The organism is Anaerobiospirillum sp. NML120449 (assembly GCF_023051105.1).
GTDB lineage: Bacteria > Pseudomonadota > Gammaproteobacteria > Enterobacterales > Succinivibrionaceae > Anaerobiospirillum.
On record NZ_JALKIL010000048.1, the window covers coordinates 14,227 to 31,492 of the forward strand.

Annotated in this window: 8 protein-coding genes and 1 pseudogene; 6 read left to right on the forward strand and 3 right to left on the reverse strand. The window is 49.8% G+C overall.

The genetic code is table 11. The features are described 5' to 3' along the window. The first annotated feature begins 2,261 nt into the window (after nucleotides 1-2,261). On the forward strand, nucleotides 2,262-4,439 hold the full coding sequence (locus MXE41_RS11225) for a hypothetical protein (protein ID WP_247100556.1): 2,178 nt from the start codon (nucleotides 2,262-2,264) through the stop codon (nucleotides 4,437-4,439). 281 nt (nucleotides 4,440-4,720) lie between these two features. Here the strand turns inward: MXE41_RS11225 and MXE41_RS11230 are convergent, their stop codons facing one another. Beyond that, nucleotides 4,721-6,097: a M20/M25/M40 family metallo-hydrolase gene (locus MXE41_RS11230; RefSeq protein ID WP_247100557.1), complete on the reverse strand. Its 1,377-nt coding sequence runs from the start codon at nucleotides 6,095-6,097 to the stop codon at nucleotides 4,721-4,723. Nucleotides 6,098-6,954: 857 nt separating this feature from the next. On the opposite strand from MXE41_RS11230, the gene argC reads away from it, so the two are divergent. The 4 genes from argC (at nucleotide 6,955) to MXE41_RS11250 (ending at nucleotide 13,153) form a co-directional block, all read left to right on the forward strand. Next, nucleotides 6,955-8,049 carry an N-acetyl-gamma-glutamyl-phosphate reductase gene (gene argC / locus MXE41_RS11235; RefSeq protein WP_247100558.1) on the forward strand — a complete coding sequence of 365 codons (1,095 nt, stop codon included), beginning with the start codon at nucleotides 6,955-6,957 and terminating at the stop codon, nucleotides 8,047-8,049. Between the two features lie 432 nt (nucleotides 8,050-8,481). Further along, the gene (argB, locus tag MXE41_RS11240) at nucleotides 8,482-9,237 is read left to right on the forward strand and encodes an acetylglutamate kinase (protein ID WP_247100559.1); all 756 of its coding nucleotides are present in this window, start codon (nucleotides 8,482-8,484) and stop codon (nucleotides 9,235-9,237) included. 1,267 nt (nucleotides 9,238-10,504) lie between these two features. Then, nucleotides 10,505-11,176: an N-acetyltransferase gene (locus MXE41_RS11245; RefSeq protein WP_246976540.1), complete on the forward strand. Its 672-nt coding sequence runs from the start codon at nucleotides 10,505-10,507 to the stop codon at nucleotides 11,174-11,176. A 504-nt stretch (nucleotides 11,177-11,680) separates the two neighbouring features. Further along, the gene (locus MXE41_RS11250; RefSeq protein WP_247100560.1) at nucleotides 11,681-13,153 is read left to right on the forward strand and encodes an acetylornithine/succinyldiaminopimelate transaminase; all 1,473 of its coding nucleotides are present in this window, start codon (nucleotides 11,681-11,683) and stop codon (nucleotides 13,151-13,153) included. 271 nt (nucleotides 13,154-13,424) lie between these two features. Here MXE41_RS11250 and MXE41_RS11255 read toward each other — a convergent pair whose 3' ends face one another. Together MXE41_RS11255 and MXE41_RS11260 are read right to left on the reverse strand one after the other, a co-directional pair. Then, a complete protein-coding gene (locus MXE41_RS11255; RefSeq protein ID WP_247100561.1) occupies nucleotides 13,425-14,342 on the reverse strand; it encodes a flagellin in 918 nt (305 codons plus the stop codon). Nucleotides 14,343-14,516: 174 nt separating this feature from the next. Beyond that, nucleotides 14,517-14,720: pseudogene (locus tag MXE41_RS11260) on the reverse strand (flagellin); the annotation flags it as partial. A gap of 415 nt (nucleotides 14,721-15,135) precedes the next feature. Here MXE41_RS11260 and MXE41_RS11265 point away from each other — a divergent pair. Next, a partial coding sequence (locus MXE41_RS11265; protein ID WP_247100562.1) for a transposase occupies nucleotides 15,136-17,266 on the forward strand: 2,131 nt, incomplete at its 3' end.

A 17,266-nucleotide genomic window follows, 5' to 3' on the forward strand; every position in this document is an offset into this window, starting at 1 on the left:
ATGACAGCTGTATGCAAGGCACATAACAGGATTAAACAATGACTGATAAATTCGAGTTTTCCATTCTTTTCTCAGGTCAGGTCACGTTCTGTGCAGAAAACAGCACTGCCATCGAATATGCACCCCTGACTGACCTTGATAAGTTCATAATCACCTCCCACCACTCAGCACCAGCACAGGCACCGGCCACAGAGCTTCCCCAGGCAGCGCTGTCAGCACCAGCACAGGCACCGGCCACAGAGCTTCCCCAGGCAGCGTTGTCAGCACCAGCACAGGCACCAGCCGCAGAGCTGCCCCATGCAGCCCGTTCAGTACCAGCACAGGCACCGGCTGGGGCTGATGCCGCCGCACAGGAGGCAGTCCGTGCTGCTGTTGCAGCAGGGCCAGCCAGTGCATCTCAAGCAGGGTAAGCCTGTGACGCTTCAACGGAGTCGGAAGGCGCTGCGGCAGCCGGGCCGACTGCTGCGCCGGCATCAGAGCCTGATGCTGCATTATCTGCAGCAATAGGCCCTGATTGCCATGGTGGCAGCTACGCCTGGGTGTGCTGCTATGAGAGCAGGATAACCGGAGGTAACGATACAGACAGCTCTCATCATGTCAGTAAGGCAACTGGGGCTCATGAGCCAGGTGAGTCAGGTGAGTCGTACAGGCTTGTCAGTAACAGGATAAGAGTAATAAGCCATACCAAATGGCAACAGCAGTGTCATTCTGGTGATTGCACCTCAGACCGGACTCAAGGTGAGTCTCACAGCAATGCAAAGCATGATGGGGACAGGTATTACTGCAATATTCCTGTAGTCATCAGCATTGATGACAGTGATGAGCATAATATGACTCTGAGCAGCCCTGATGCAGCTTTTGCTGACTGGCTTGACAAGGTTGACAGTGAAGTGCTTTACAAAAGTATAGTGCAGCCTGTTGTTGAGCGCATGGTTCAGGACAGTGGAAGTGACTTTAAGCCTCACAGGGGCCCGCTGCGCATTGCCCGCAGCGCACGCAGTACCAGTGCAGACATCAGACCGGACAGCACCTATCAGAGCGCCTCTGGGAACAGTTCAGTCAATGACACCAGCGCTACCACTGTACGCTCGAGTAACTGCAGTCTGCTGCTTCCTGATGGCATAAGCCTGCAGCCGCTGCAGAAAGCCGGCTGTGGCACAACATTGGCTGTTGCTGTGGCTGATGACGGATCTGGAGCAGGTTCTGGTGCTGGTGCTGGGGATAAGGCGGCAGGGCTGTATGCAGACGCAGGCGAGTTTCTGCGTTCCAGCACGCGCGTGCTCTTTGTCATAGGCAGCGATTTTTACCGTGACCTGGTGGCGTACTGCAACAGCAGCGATCAGGGCGGTGGAGATAAGCAGTCAGGCATTATGGCTGGAGACAGTAAGGCCGGATCTCAGCTTAAAACCCTGTACAGTGCTTTGGAGGGCATTTGCGCAAGGGGCAGGGATGCAGTATGCATGGCGCTCTGGTCTGAGGAGGAGTACAGTCTTATCTGCACAGGGGCCGAGGATTATGAGCAGCTGCCACGCCGGGTTAATAGTGGCTGTAGCAGTGATAATGACAGCAATAATGACTGCCAGCATTTCATCAGGTTCATTTTTGGCAATGCTCCGCAAATGGCCTCTGATCTCAAGAAGAGATTGTGGATGCTCAACAAGACTGACGGCAAGCCACTAAACTCATACTTTGAATACGATTACTGGCGTTTTGTAAAGCACAGTGACAGAAACATTCTGGCTGTCAGTTACGACGAAAGCGAGGGGATGAGGGCCATGATCTTAAGTCCTGAGCTGTTGAACTGCAGTTTCAGCGGTCATGATATTGCTGTGCCAATGCTGTTTACCAGTGAGCTTTATTTTTATGATCTGACCAGTCTGTCATCTTTTGCCATCCATACCCTGTCTGACTATGTGGCATTAGCCTGGGTAAGAGCCCCGGGGGTACTGTCATTGTTCCCTGAGCTTCCAGGACCGGTACCTGATGCCGTACATGTAAGGCCAGTCAGTGTGCCTGTTGAGGCTGTCAGCTGCAGGGAGCTGGCAGGATTTAACTGGCCTGATGACATGCTGTGGCTACAGCCTGTGCTTGACCGGCTTGAGCCAGTAAATGACATAGTTGATCTGGGGCTGCTTAATGACTTTTTTGCCCGGATTACCTGCAATGCCAGGGTAAGTTTTAATCTGGTAGCATCACAGCTGCGTATTTATCTGCTTAATCTGAAGTACTTCAACGACTCAGGATTATACGTCAGCATTAAGATGACAGAGTTTGAGTGGTTGGGCCAGGGAATTGACTTTGTTAAAGCCATGGCAAGAACAGGAATTACGGCAGATCTGCTCAATCACGTTGTTCTTAAGCGCAATCCAGCTACCGGCAAGAGTGCCATGGCTGAGCTTGAGAACTGTCTGCTTGAAACCATCAAAAACTGGCCTGAAGGTTTTTCTTTCACAGACAATGCGTTTTACTATTATTTACATAGCTTATATGAAATATTTGAGCCTTTGTTTGTCTATGATGAGCAGGCTAAGCACGCCGAGCGATTAAGATCGCCAGACATGGCACCAGAGAGACTTATTGCCTCAGGCTCAATGAATAAGCTTCTCAACAGCTACGCTCAGTTAGAAGGCCGGTCAGACAGGCCAGAGCATTTTATTGGTATGGAAAGCAGCCCTTATGAGGCAAGTCGTATTGCTGTTCCTGATGCTGAGTTTTTGATGGGTAACTATCATAATATTGCGCGGGCAACGGGGAACCGTACTGTGGTGATTACTTTGCCAGTACTCAAGAGGCTTGCTCTGGCCAGGTTGAGCGGAGTGCGTGCTGCAACCACACTGGCAGTCAGAGCTCAAAGGGCACTGCTGGAGCTTGGGGAGGAGGTGGTCTATTGCCTTCCTGATCATATGTTCACAGTTGCTCTCTTTGACTATCAGCCACGAAATACAAGGACTGGTGTGCAGTCAATGCCTGGAGTTTCCTGTATCAGTACTGCATTGCTTTTGCAGTTTTCCAGCACTTATGCAGATAAAGGCAGAGACGTGGTTCTTTATTCAGGAAACAGATTGACTGTCAGTGCGGCTAACCAGGCTGGAGTAAAGACTGTTTTCTCGGGCAGGGCTGAGCAGCTTTTCGACAGTATCAGTGAAGATACTGCAGTGCCATCAGAGCCGGTTTGTTGGCCAGATGATATTACATGGCGCTGTTTAAATGAGCTTTTCTGGTATGAGTGCTTTGACATTAATTTAAGCAATATTTCCACTGAGGCCAGAGCAGCATTGAGTGGAAGTCTGAGCAGGCGCGAAAGAAAAGAAGCTGTAGACAGGACCACGTATGAATGCCCGGATGAACTTGAATTATACGAAGCTTTCGATTACGTGAGTGAGATGAGCTCGTCCTTTAAAAATTATAAGCATCTCCAGAACATCAGATATAAGAGTAAATCTGATGCTTGCAAAGGCAGCAATGATAACGCCCCTTCATCAGGTACAGATTGTCAAAAGGGAAGCTGGTACGAAGATAAGGCAGTTCTGGAGATTCTGGGTAAAGCAGTATCAAGTTACTCCAAAATATTTGATCCTTTTTACAAAAGGATTTGGTGTTTAAACTTTTTTAATAACAAATGGTTCCTTCCTGAGTACGGAGTTTTTGGAGATCCGATAGAGTTCATAATTCATGAACGAACATACCCGATTGTGATTAGTATGATTTCCATTGCTGGCCTTCCAGTCATGTATGGCGATGATGAGGATACAGATGATGAGGATGCAATTGTCGAGTATGCAATGAGTCTTTTAGACAGTCGCTATGTCGCTGGTTTAAGTCATGTTGATCAGGGCGACATTTCTCCTGCCATGCAGCTGTTTGTAAAGCAGGTTGCTGCAGTAAGATGCGCCAGAAAACGCTTTGTAAAACTTGTTAGAAGTGAAAACATAGCAGATTGTTATAAGACAAAGTGCCAGGTGCGTCATGCAAGGCAAGTTAACAAAAGCAAGGTTAGGAAGGCTCAGTCAAACAGAGGTAGCAGCTCTGGTCAGAGCAAAGCAGGCAAATCCAGCAAGTCAAGCAAGGCAAAGCAGGCTCAGTCAAACAGAGGTAGCAGCTCTGGTCAGAGCAAGGCAGGCAAATCCAGCAAATCCAGCAAGTCAAGCAAGGCCAGTCAGGCTCAGTCAAACAAAGGCGTCAGCACTGACAAGAACAAACCCGGCACAGAAAGCGTAGCAAAGCAGGCTCAGTCAAACAGTGGCGTAAGCCAGGGGAAGATCAATGCTGGCAAGGGAGTCAAAGCAAAGCAGTCTAAAAGTTCAGGGGGAAATGCAGGTCAGGGAGGCACTGCCAGGAAACTGCCTGGAAACAGTAATTGTCATAGGCCGGACAATGATGTGTCTGCAGGTGGAAATAGCACCGGAGGGAAAAATGGTGCGGCAGGTAAGATGAAGTAGGCCTGTAATGGCTGGAGTCTGTTAGAGGATCTGCTGTCCATGCCCGGATACGGGCATGGGCTATGACAGGGCTCAGGCTGTGCCAGCCATAACATCTCATCTCATAACAACCCATCCTGTCCCATCCCACCAAGTCACATACTGTGCTGGTCATGTCTGACCACGTTGCATATGAGATGTGGGAGGAAGGGCGGGATTAAGGAGCAGCTGGTTGCAGGACCGGCCCGTGACTGGTAAGGCGCGGGCGGGCCTGTGGCTGGCTGTTTTTGTTTATGGTCAGTTTAGAACTCGGCGGCGATGGCGGCCAGGAAGTCGTCGCACAGCTGCAGCTGGCTGAGTTCAATGTACTCGTCAATGCCGTGGGCCTGATCGATGGAGCCAGGTCCCATTACCACTGTTGGACCGAGGTGCTGGAGGAATGAAGCCTCGGTACAGTAGTTTACGTACTCAAAGACGGTATCGGCAGGTACGTGCTTTTTGATATAGCCCAGGCTGTTTTCATTGGTGTTGGCAAAGGATGGAATATCAGCAAATGGCAGAGTGAGAGTCAGCAGCTGTACGGTCTCAGACTCTGTGCGTGCTGCATCAAGACCGAGGCGCTTACGGACACGCTCGGTTGTCAGCTGATGGGCATACAGTTCGTTAGCTTTGGCGTTGACTCCGGCAAGAACCTCATCGAGCTTTTGAATAATGACTGCCTCACTGAGCTTTGGGGTAGGGCGGATATCAAAGCCAATATGAGCCTCATCGCAGATAGAGTTAATGCTGTGACCGCCATTCATGTAGCCCATGTTCATTGATGGGTAGCCTACCTTGAAGTTGCTGTCAGCACCAATGACCTGCAGCTCCTGAGCAAGACCGTTGAGAGCGGTAATAGCATGGCTTGCGATATTGATGGCATTAATACCCAGAGCCGGATTGGATGAGTGGGCTGATACACCCTTAATCATAAGGTCACGGGCCATGTATCCCTTATGGCCGATAACGGCCTGCATGGAAGTAGCCTCGCCAATGATGATGAGATCAAAATGACGTCCCCTGAGCAGGTCAGCTGGCAGTGAGCTCATGCTGGCGCTGGAGAACTTGAGATTTGTGAAGTTTTGCTCATTGAGGTCATCACGTATCAGGCGCATGGCATCAATGGCACCATTCATGGAGCTTTCCTCATCACAGGTAATGAGGCATGACAGGCGTGGGTAGCTCATAAAGTCGTCGCCATAACGCGCATGGGCGGCAGCAGCTGCCTCCATGGAGCAGGCAAGAAAGCCCTTCATGTCACAGGCTCCACGGCCATAGGCACGGCCGTCACGTACGGTGAGTTTTAAAGCGCTGTCGGTCCATTTTTCATCATCAAAAGGCACGCAGTCACTGTGACCGCTCAGCAGCAGGCCCAGATCCTGACCTGCTTCAGCGGCGCTGCCACCATGACGGCCTGCGCCTCCGCACTGAGATGCCGATGGCGAGCAGATGGAAGGGCTCAGAGCCAGGAGATTGAGCTTGCCCGGTGCTACCTCGTAGACCAGGGTAGTAAATGCGCACTGTCTGAAGTGCCCGGCCATGTACTCGATGAGCTCACTGTTCGGGCGATCAAAATGGGCCTTATCACTGCTGGTGGTATTAAAGCTGATAAGGCGGGTCAGGTAGTCTAAAGTAGCCATGGCGCTTCCTGTATGTTGCTCGTAATGATGAAATTTCATTTCAGGCCTGCATAACCTGGGTGGGCGTCCATAAGCTCAGGCTGTCCTGTACCATGAGGCACTGTACAGCCAGCTTAGGCTGCGGCGGCAGCTGATCATTTGGTGAATCTGCATTGCTGCTTTCCCTGCGGCGGCGGCTGACGCTGTGGTGATGCTGCTCTGCAGCTTACTCTGCGGCTGCAGGTGCAGCGCGGAGCGCACAGGGCACGCTGAGGTCATTGAGGCATGAAATTAGATTATAGCCACAGCAGCGGCGGGTTCTGATTGTGTTCCAAAATGGGCAAGGGACAGAAATTTTAATTTTCTATCTGAAAGGGATCCTGCCTGGGCTAATCCTGGCTATGGCAGCTCTCAGCTCGGGTGCTGACAGTAGAGAGCGCGCTCCATAGTATTTGGCTGTCAGAGTGTGTTTTTTAAGGGGGTTTTTGAGGGGCAATGGTGCGGCACATGTCTAAATCAGTATTGGTTAGCAAGTGATGGCAGTTATGCCTTTGCTGTGGAATCAGTCTGTTCAGACATGGGCTGTCGAGATGGTCTGAGGAAAGAAAAACTCAATTGTATATAGTGTTAACATGATTATGACAATGGCTTAAACAAGCTGTTTTATCATAGATTTTTCGAAATTTTGTTTTACTTTGGTGCATGTTAGGTCTGGCATGCCTGATAGTGCTCTGTTTTAGTGCTGTATGTGTCAGGGCTGCGGTTTTTCTATATGCTAAGAAACTCAAGATTCTCCCGTGGAGTGCAGGTTTTACCTGCAGGGAACTCAGTGTCCGACCTGATGTCTGACAATTTTCAGCAGCTTAAGGAATTTTTGGATGATTAAGGTTGCTATTGCAGGTGCAAGCGGCTACACCGGCGCCGAGCTGATCCGCCACCTGGCCAAGCATAAGAACGTCACCGTTACTCACCTCTTTGTCTCTGAGGGCAGTGAGGACAAGGGCTCATGGATCTGTGAGGTTCATGGTTCCCTGCGAGGACAGTGCGAGCTGCAGCTTGAGCCGCTGGATCTGGAGCGTGCCTCAGCCCTGACCTCAGAAGACTGCGATGTTATCTTCCTGGCAACCGACCACAAGGTCAGCCATGATCTGGCTCCGATATTTATCGACAACGGCATTGTGGTTATTGACCTGTCCGGAGCTTTCCGTATTTCCGACCTTGAGACTGCTCAGCGCTGCTATGGCTTTGAATTTGGCAGACGCCAGAAAGAGCTCATGAAAGAGCGTGTCTATGGCCTGGTTGACTGGGTCAAGCCTGAGGAGCTTCAGGTAAGCTCACTTATCAGCATGCCTGGCTGCTACCCAACTGCATCTGAGCTGGCCTTAAAGCCGCTTACTCATGCAGGTCTGTTAGACAGTTCCATGCCTGCTGTCATTAACGCCGTGTCCGGCGTTTCCGGTGCCGGTCGCAAGGCCAGATTAAGCAACAGCTTCTGCGAAGTCAGCCTTAACTCCTATGGTCTGTTTACCCACCGCCACCAGCCTGAAATTGTCGAATATGCCGGCTGTGACGTAATCTTCAATCCACACCTGGGCGATTTTAAGCGTGGCATTCTGGCCACTATTACAGCCCGTCTTAAGGATGGAGTGAGCGCTGAGGATATAGAGGCAGCTTATGCACGCGCATATCCAAAGTGCAGTTACCGTCAGTCAGCACTGGATGCCCGTGCCCGTGGTAATGCCGGTGATGCTGAGTATTACGAAAGTCTTTCTACTCTGGTACGTGTCCGTAAGGATACTGTAAAGCTGCATGATGTACAGCATACCCCGTTCTGTGACATTTCTTTTGTCACCAGCGGCGGCTATATAGTCATCAACAGCGCTATTGATAACCTGCTTAAAGGAGCTGCCACTCAGGCAATTGAAGCTATGAACCTGCACTTTGGTCTGCCTCGTACCCGATGCCTGCTCTAGTATAGAGCCCCCTTCAGTGACGGCACTTGCAGTGCCCGTGAAGCCTGAGCTTCACCATGGCTGGCCCGGCCTTAAGGGCAGTTCCCGGCACAATACCGTAAGCCTCTATCTGCAGCACCTGCACCAGTGTCAGGGCAATGCATGGAAAAGCTGGTCATGGTATTGAGCACCAGGGCAGCCTGACATGGCAGCACTGTAGGGAAAGGTTATTTCCGCAATGAGCAAGTAACAGTCAGACATATCAACAGCTCACAGCCGGCGAGTTCAGCTCTCATGTACAGCCATGGCTGCACAGCAGCCTGGGAACAGGGCAGCGCAGAATAAGCAGGCAGCAGCATGAGCAAAGGTCAGACAGCATACGGCGGAAAGGGTAATCAAACCGTGTTAATACGGTTTTAGAGCTGCCAGAGCAGCACAAGCAGGTAAATAAGCATGTTAGTAGTAAAGCTTTCGGGTAAGGCCCTCAACGATGAACAGGCACTGAGTGCCTTATTTGAGCAGATTAAGTCCCAGGGACAGCAGTGTATTGTTGTTCACGGCGGCGGTGTTGAGGTTGACCATATCCTGGGTGCTCTTAACTTCACCACAGTGAAAAAAGACGGCATCAGAGTAAGCCCTGCTGAGCAGATGCCTTACATTGCCGGTACCCTTGCAGGTCAGTGCAACAAGATTCTTCAGGGATGCGCCATAAAGAGCGGTCTTAATGCCCTCGGTATGCTCTGTACCGATTTCAACATGTGTGCAGTAAAGCCTTATCCTGAGGAGTATGGCAGCGTTGCCGGTGTCACCGGTGAGGACACTGCTACTGTAAGTATGCTGCTCGACAGAGGCTTTACTCCTGTAGTGTGCTCAATTGGCCTTGATAAGCAGGGTCAGCTCTTTAACATCAATGCTGATGAAGTGGCCGCCTGCCTGGCAGTTGCTTTTGCAGCCCCGCTGGTTTTCTTCTCTGATGTGGCCGGTGTTCTGGACAAAAATGGCCAGCTCATTGAAAACATCGATACCGCTACCGTTGAGCAGCTGGTTGCTGACGGTACCATCAAAGATGGCATGGCCGTAAAGGTCAGAAATGCCCTTGACGTTGCTCATAAGAGTAACGCCCCAGTGTTCATTGCCTCCATCTTCGATGAACAGGCAAGAAGCAACCTCTCCAAGCTCCGACGAATCGGAACCACTCTGAGCGCTTAAAGCGCATCCGGCTCAGCCAAAGGCTGCCGCCTACCGGCAGCAGATCTGAGCTGCAGGCAGCGTCCACACCCTCCTGGTGTCGTCGCTGACCAGTCTCCTTATTCCCATAAAGAACATCACTTGCAGCCCTGGCGCTGACAGCAAGGGCAATTGGCAGCACCGGCAAGCCGCAAGGCCAGATGTAACCTGGTCACCAGGCCAAAAGGTACTTGACTGCACCCTGGCAGCCACTGCTGATGGTGCCAGTTGCCATCCCTGACCGCAGCCATCATGAAGGTCCAGCAGTCCCCAGACAGCAAAGACCTCTGGGCAAGGCAATGCAGTCATCTGACCCCGGAGCCTGACAAAGAGACATGGCTCAGTCCAACGATGCCATGAATCTCAATAAAGCCCAGGGCCAGACGGTTAGCAAAACCTGCTCCATGCACACTCAAGCTCAGGCATGAAATTACAGTAAGCAAGCCCCAGCCTCCAGCTGCATGACCTCAGGTATTCAGTCAGACGGTACTGATAAAGCAATTGCGGCTGAAGCAGCACCTCGGGCCAAAAGCACAGGCCAGCATGAAAGGCAGCAGTCTGCAGGCAACAGCAGGCAGGCAACAGCAGGCATCCCAATGGTCAATCCTGAATGCCTCTATGACCGAAGTGTCTCAAAAGTCATTAAATACCCTCAATATGAAAATGACTTAAGCAGGACACAGGTCAGCACAAGCACCTGGTTTGCATGATTCGCCGCTGAAAACAAACTGTCACAAAGAATGCCGCCTAGGCCAGTGCAGTTGCAAAAGCCACAGTCTTGAGCCGGCCGGGCACCACAACAACCTGATTTGGCAGACAGTGCAGCGCCGCAGTGACTTCGAGGTTCGAAGTTACAGCCAGGCTGAAAGTGACAGGTTACTGTACAAAAGGACTGCAGTTGATGAATTTGATGGGAATGAAAGCTCCGCAGGCAATAAAGCCTGCAGCGCTGACAGGGAGAGCAAACAGGTGCAGGCATGAGTACTCATGTCTTAACAACAGATATCAGGCCTGAACAGCAGTGAATGCAGGAAGGCAGTACAAGACAGGACAATGCAAGGCAATCTGAGGCACTGGGTGTATGCAAAAGCATGAAGCACCAGTCATAAGCGCCAGCTTCCTGCAATCCTCTCAGTCTTACCAGAGCCAGTACCTGCACCTGCACCATGATGCTGTCATGCGGCAGCTGATATTCAGGTAAATAACAGGTTTCCACACCATCTGTGGACAAGTAAACAGGAACACACAAATGACCTTCAATACCCCTTCTGACAGCGCCAATAACCATGGCTTACCATCAATACCTTTTGTCAGCCTGGACAAGTTTCATGGGGTGAGCCTCGATGAGATTTACCATCAGGCCGCTACCTTAAGAAAGAAGGATCAGATCAGTGAAGGAGCCCTGAGCCGCATTACTCAGGCCCTGAACGATGTTCAGGAGCTGCTCTCTGAGCACACTACCGATGCTTTCGTGGTACGTAAGGCCCGTCTGTCTGATATTGACGCTCTGCAGAATATGGTCAACTACTGGGCTCAGCAGGGTGAGAACCTGCCACGCAGCCGTGAGGACATTATCAGAAACATTCAGTCCTTTGCCGTATGCGTAAAGAACAGCCAGGTGCTGGGCTGTGCATGTCTGTACGTTTACGATACCGGACTTGCAGAGATTCGCTCACTGGGTGTTAACCCAATGATTCAGCGTCAGGGTCAGGGCCGCGCCATTGTTGAGTTCCTGCTGCACAAGGCTGCTGACTACGAAATCAAGAAGGTATTCGTTCTGACCAGAAATCCTGACTTCTTTGCCCGCGTAGGCTTTAAGCTGACCACCATCGAGGCCCTGCCTGAGAAGATCAGAAAAGACTGCGACAACTGCAGCAAGCAGGACCGCTGCGATGAAGTTGCTTACGAATTTAACCTTTAGTGCACATAATAGCGCTGCCAGCTGCCTCGGCACCTGCCTGTGCCTCTGCAGTCACCTTGCAACCACTGAAATCCACAGCAGCAACAGCTGCTACAGCTAAAACAGTAACAGCATCAGCCGCTACCGCAGTCGCTACAGCTAAAACCGCAACAGCCTCAGCAGCTACCGCAGCCGCGAATAGCAGCTGGAAAACAGCAACAAGATGACCAGTCAGGCAGCTCATGCTGTCGTCTGAAGCTAAGACCAGATTAAACATGTAAATCACGGTAAAGTTACCATAGCTTGCCCGGCAACGGACGCACAGCTCATCAGGCCAGAGCACTTGCAGCAAACAAAAGCAAAGCAGCAGAAGAGTGTATGGCCAGGTCCTATGCCTGAGTTCAGGCAGACTGTATTACCAGGATAAACACCGGACATCAGCATTAAAGACAGTCATTCTCCTCAGGAGACAGGCATTAGTTTCTCAGCAGGAGCCCGGCGGGACAAAAGTTTCAAGGAAAACAAATGAAGATCACCAGAAAAACCTATGATGAAGTAATGGTTCCCTGCTATGTTCCTCAGGACATGGTTCTTGAAAAGGGCAAGGGATGCTGGCTTTACGATACCGAGGGTAATAAATACCTGGACATGACTGCCGGTATTGCAGTCAACTGTCTTGGTCACAATCACCCTGGTGTTGTTAAGGCCATTAACAAGCAGGCCAAGAAGATGCTGCACGTCAGCAATGTCTTTGTAAACGACAAGACTCTTACCCTGGCCAAGAAACTGGTAAAGCTAACCGGCTTTGAGCGCGTCTTCTTTGTAAACTCAGGTGCTGAAGCCAATGAAACAGCTCTCAAACTGGCCCGTCGTGTTGCTTTTGACAATTACGGTGAGGAGAAGAGTGAGATTATCTCTTTCAAGCACAGCTTCCACGGTCGTACTTTCTTCTCAGTAAGCGTAGGTGGTCAGGAAAAGTACTATAAGGGCTTTGGTCCAGTGCCTGGCGGTATTACCCACCTGCCATACAATGACCTCGAAACCTTCAGCAAAACCATCAGCGACAAGACCTGTGCTGTTATCGTTGAGGTAGTACAGGGTGAAGGCGGCATCCTTGAGGGCAATACTGAATTTATGCATGGAGTACGCGAGCTGTGCACAAAGCACAATGCCATGCTGATTTTTGATGAGGTTCAGACCGGCGTTGGCCGTACCGGTACCTTCTACGCCTACGAGCAGTCCGGTGTTAAGCCTGATGTGGTAACCACAGCCAAGGGACTTGCTGCAGGCGTGCCTATTGGCGGCATTCTAACCATGGAGAAGTTCGCCCGTCACTTTGTCCCGGGTACTCATGGTTCTACCTTTGGTGGTAACCCGCTGGCCTGTGCCGTAGGCTGCTATGTGCTTGATACCGTTGCCGATCAGACTTTCCTTGACCACGTAGCCGATGCCGGTTCCTTCCTGCGTGCTGAGCTGCGTCGTCTCAACGATCACTACAATGTTTTCTCTGACGTCAGAGGCTGGGGTCTGATGGTCGGCGCACAGCTGGCTCCTCAGTACTCAGAACTGGCTTCACAGTTCCAGAAGATCTGTACCCGCCACAAGCTGCTTGTGCTGCTTGCCGGCCACGATGTCATCAGGTTTACCCCACCGCTAATCATTACCCGCAGCCTTATCCGCAAGGCCATGAAGATCCTTGAGCAGGTAATAGTCGAGTTTCTGCGCACCCAGGAACTGGCCGCCGTAACTGCATCAACCAGCACCACCAGGGAAAAGGCAGGTGCAAAGGCAGATAAAGCAGCCGACAAAGCTGCAGACAAGTCCTCTGCATCAGCAGCAAAGAAAGAGAAGTCGTCAGCAGAAGCTGCCGCAACAAAAGCTACTGCATCAAGCTCTGCCAGGTCAAAATCAAAGGCAGCTGCAAAACCAGCCGCAAAAACAGCCGCAAAAACAGCGGCCCGCAAGAGCAGCAAGAGCAGCAAGAGCAGAAATGCATAATTGCCGTGGCAGTCTTAGCATAACATCTTAATTCAGATTACTAAATTATCGCTCTATAAAACCCAAAGGGACAATTCCTGACCATCAGGAACTGTCCCTTTATTTTTGCTTTCTAAAATTAAAAGCATTTAAATCATGAAAACAGCAACAGTCATTAAAAACAAAGGAGCTTCCCCAAAATGAGGAAGCTCCTTGCGTTATGAGCCATACCTTTATTATGCCCAATACACATTGCCTGCAGCGCTGCATAATGCAGCGTCATACAAATCAATTAGCCTAACAGGGACAGACCCAGCTGTGGACGGGTGTTAGCCTGCATCAGCATGGAAGTGGCAGCCTGCTGAATAATGGACTGCTGGGACAGATTTGCAGACTCTTCGGCGAAGTCGGCATCACGAATTCTGCTGCGGGCATCAGCCTGGTTGGCAGAAACGTTTGCCTGGTTACGCATAGAGCTTTCCAATCTGTTTTGTATAGCGCCTAGACCAGCACGCTGACTGTCAGAATCAGCGATCATGGCGTCAATATGGGCAATAAGCTTGCTGGCGTTATCAGCGGAGTCGAGCTTAAAGCCGTTTGCAGCTGTCCAGATATCTGCAGCTTGAGCACCCTGACCTTTAATGCGTTCAACAATTTGAGACATTCGCATATTGTTAACTTCAAAGCTGATGGTATCGCCGCTGTTTGCACCAACCTGAAGTAACAGAACACCCTTGGTTTTATCAGAGTTGTTGGCGCCATCGTAAATGTTACCAGCATCTTTTACACCGCCTGCCAATATGGTTTTGCCACCAAAGGTGGTCTTCTCGGCAATACGATCGATTTCGGCACCTAAGGCATCGGCTTCTTTCTTCAGGGCAGCACGATCTTCGGCAGTATTAGTGCCGTTTACAGCCTGCACTGCAAGGGTACGAACCTTCTGCAGCATGGCAGTAGTTTCGTCCATTGCGCCTTCAATGGTCTGAGCAAGAGCAATACCGTCAGCGGCGTTGCGGTTGCCCTGGTTAAGGCCATTAATCTGGGTTGTCAGGCGGGATGAGATCTGAAGGCCTGCTGCGTCATCCTTGGCACTGTTAATTCTCAGGCCTGAACTGAGTCTCTGGTATGTAGTAGTCAGCTGATTCTGAACGTTGTTCAGGTACCTACGTCCATTTAGGCTGGAGACGTTTGTATTTACATATACGGCCATAGTGAACCTCTTAAATACTGAATCTTATGGTCTTTATGCCACTGTGTATTCAGGTTTTTACTCTCTATATTCCAGCAACATAACCCATATTGTTGTTCTGTTAACTGTTTTACAAAGCGTAAACTGCTGGAGATGTTTTGCTTTACAAAACTATAGTTTACGCATAAAAGACTATTAGCCTAACAGGGACAGACCAAGCTGTGGACGTGTGTTAGCCTGCATCAGCATGGATGTAGCGGCCTGCTGAATAATGGACTGCTGGGACAGATTTGCAGACTCTTCGGCGAAGTCAGCATCACGAATTCTGCTGCGGGCATCAGCCTGATTGGCAGAAACGTTTGCCTGGTTGCGAATTGAGCTTTCCAATCTGTTTTGGATCATAGCCACACATCAAAAAAAGCAAAATTTGCTTAATTAAAGCCTCAAAAGTAGTATCTAGTTTTGAGGTTTTTAAACTGAAAATGATGTATCTATGGAGTGATAAAAAATAGCGAAAAATCGCTAGCAAATACAACTCAAAAATGATAGAATAGGGGATCCGTTTAAATTTCTATGTAAATGGAGTTATCCCCTACTGTGCCACATAATATTACCATCGACAAGAGCTGTCAATACCGCGGCGGCCAAAATTGCCAGGCAATTTTTCACTATATACCTATTATTCCCGGAGGAAAAGCTGTTTTTCTAGCCCAGAAAAACTTTAGCGCCAAGCCTTTTGCTTGCTTTAAGGAGCCGATAACCAGGAACTATGAAGGTCCTTTCAAGCCGATAGAAATCAGCTTTTATCTTCAATATGGACTTGTCCGACAAGTACGAGTCGGTTTCAGAGGAGCGTATCATGCGCAGATGCTGTGATTCTGTCTATCGCAAACACAGAAATACCAAGCTTCCTAAAGGAAAGAAGGGCAAGAGCCTTAAGAAGCGCGGTAAAAAGGGCAGAGAGGCTCTTAGTACGCATAGAAACTCTACCAGAGAGCTTCGCGCCAAGTATAAAAAGAAGGTGAGACTTCGCCGCGCCAGGAAGGTTTTAGCCATCGCTAGATTTCTGCGCAAGGACCTGAATTATGCCGAATATATCGGCAAAAAGGCGATCTCTATTCTTGCGCCATCAGTATTGGACAATGAACATGACTTTCATGATCAGTTCCTGAAGAACACTGACTCTGTCTGCGATGTCACAGAGAACTTTCTGGCGGCATCGGTACGTACCTGTCTTGAGCTGCATATGGAGCAGACAGACAAACATAACATTCTTGGGGTAAGTAACTACTGTGAGAAGGACATTGCGCTTGAGCTTGCAATCCTGGAAGAAAGATTCAGGAAGGAGCCGGGGCATTATGGGCAGATGTTCTTGACCGATGATTTTTATCTCGGTTTTAGATCATCTGCTTATGCTACCGGGAATGCAGACTCAGACAAGGATGAGGGTAAATCCCGTGGTGAGTCCCCTGCAGATGCTTCAGATGGCGGTGCTGCTGAAGCAACTATGGGTGATACCCAAGCAGATGCTTCAGATAGCTGTGCAGCTGAAGAAACTGGGAATGATACCCCGGCAGATGCGCCAGATGGCAGTGCTCCTGAAGAAACAGTGTCTGGTGCACCGGATGCGGAAACTATGCAAGAGCTCATGGAGGATGGTGACGATGACGAAGAAGATAAAAAGGGCAAAGCCCTGGAGGAGGCTTTTGGCATAAGCAGCCTTGAGACCAGACTGCCCAAGGAACAACTGCCGAAAGTTGATATAAAACTCGGCTTCGCCAACAAGAATGTCTATGTTTCGGGGAAATATGTAGGAAAGGAACGCCCAAGATATCATGTCAGGATAAGGGACTACACCTTTAAATGCACTGTGGCTGATCTGCTCAATCCTGACGTGATCGATGAGATGTTTAAAACACTTGGATCTACCAGCAGGTCCAAGAAGTTTAAGCCATCAGAGCTGATTCTGTCTCTTGGACAGGTGATTGAACAGCAGCGTCCGGCTAATGGAACAATGTGCATAAGTTCCATATCCAGATGCGTCAGGGACGACTTCGATATCAGCAGTAACAGCATCATTTCATGGCTTGCTGACCCTGATTTTACAAGGGATTTTGTAGATTACTCCTCTGTGCTGATGCAGATGATCTACTTCGAGAGTAAAAGACTTGCTCTGATGTCTAACGATGCTGTGACCAGAAAAGTCCTGAGATTTTTGAATCTACATTCATATGATGACATCGTGATTCAGGATGGCTCATATGTTCAGGCTTACGTTCAGTCAGGCAACTATTATGATACGAGCGGCTCTGGAGCGCTGCGTAAAAGCAAGCGCCCTGATGGCCATAAACACAGGGGCGAGACAAGGAATCACCAGCTGAAGTACCATTCAGCATACTCACTGTCGACCATGACTCCGGTATATATCCATATCACCGAGGGCACAGGAGCTGAAAATCACAATGTTAACTACGGCGTCCTGAAAAACATGGGAAAGGTCCTGTTCTGTGGTGACCGTATTTACCTTGATTTCATCAATATAATCAACCTGCAGGAGAGCGGCATCGATTTCGTTATACGAGAGGCTACAGGATGTCAGTTCAAAATCCAGGAATGCCGTACAAATCAAGGTTTTGTACTGAATGAGCTGGCAGGGCAAAAAATCAACAGCAAGGAGGTTATTCAGGCTGCCGCGAAGTACGGGCAAATTGAAACAATGGTCATTGCCCAGCGAAGTATTGAGCTGCACCGTTTACCGGAGCATTTCATCGGAACGTACTCCGCAACCCCAAAAAAACCCGACCAGAAATCGGTTACTACTACTGCAGATAAGCCTGTCAGGGTTAATGTTTACTATAACGATGCTGTTAAAGCTGAGGAGCAGGACAGTCTGCCTCAACATAACAGACGTGATCAGTGCATGTATATCATCACCAGCCTTGACT

Excerpts from the sequence above, each read along its gene's own strand:
- argC (WP_247100558.1), top strand. The coding sequence starts at position 6,955 with ATGATTAAGGTTGCTATTGCAGGTGCAAGCGGCTACACCGGCGCCGAG.
- argB (WP_247100559.1), top strand. The coding sequence starts at position 8,482 with ATGTTAGTAGTAAAGCTTTCGGGTAAGGCCCTCAACGATGAACAGGCA.
- MXE41_RS11225 (WP_247100556.1), top strand. The coding sequence starts at position 2,262 with ATGACAGAGTTTGAGTGGTTGGGCCAGGGAATTGACTTTGTTAAAGCC.
- MXE41_RS11255 (WP_247100561.1), bottom strand. The coding sequence starts at position 14,342 with ATGGCCGTATATGTAAATACAAACGTCTCCAGCCTAAATGGACGTAGG.
- MXE41_RS11230 (WP_247100557.1), bottom strand. The coding sequence starts at position 6,097 with ATGGCTACTTTAGACTACCTGACCCGCCTTATCAGCTTTAATACCACC.
- MXE41_RS11245 (WP_246976540.1), top strand. The coding sequence starts at position 10,505 with ATGACCTTCAATACCCCTTCTGACAGCGCCAATAACCATGGCTTACCA.
- MXE41_RS11250 (WP_247100560.1), top strand. The coding sequence starts at position 11,681 with ATGAAGATCACCAGAAAAACCTATGATGAAGTAATGGTTCCCTGCTAT.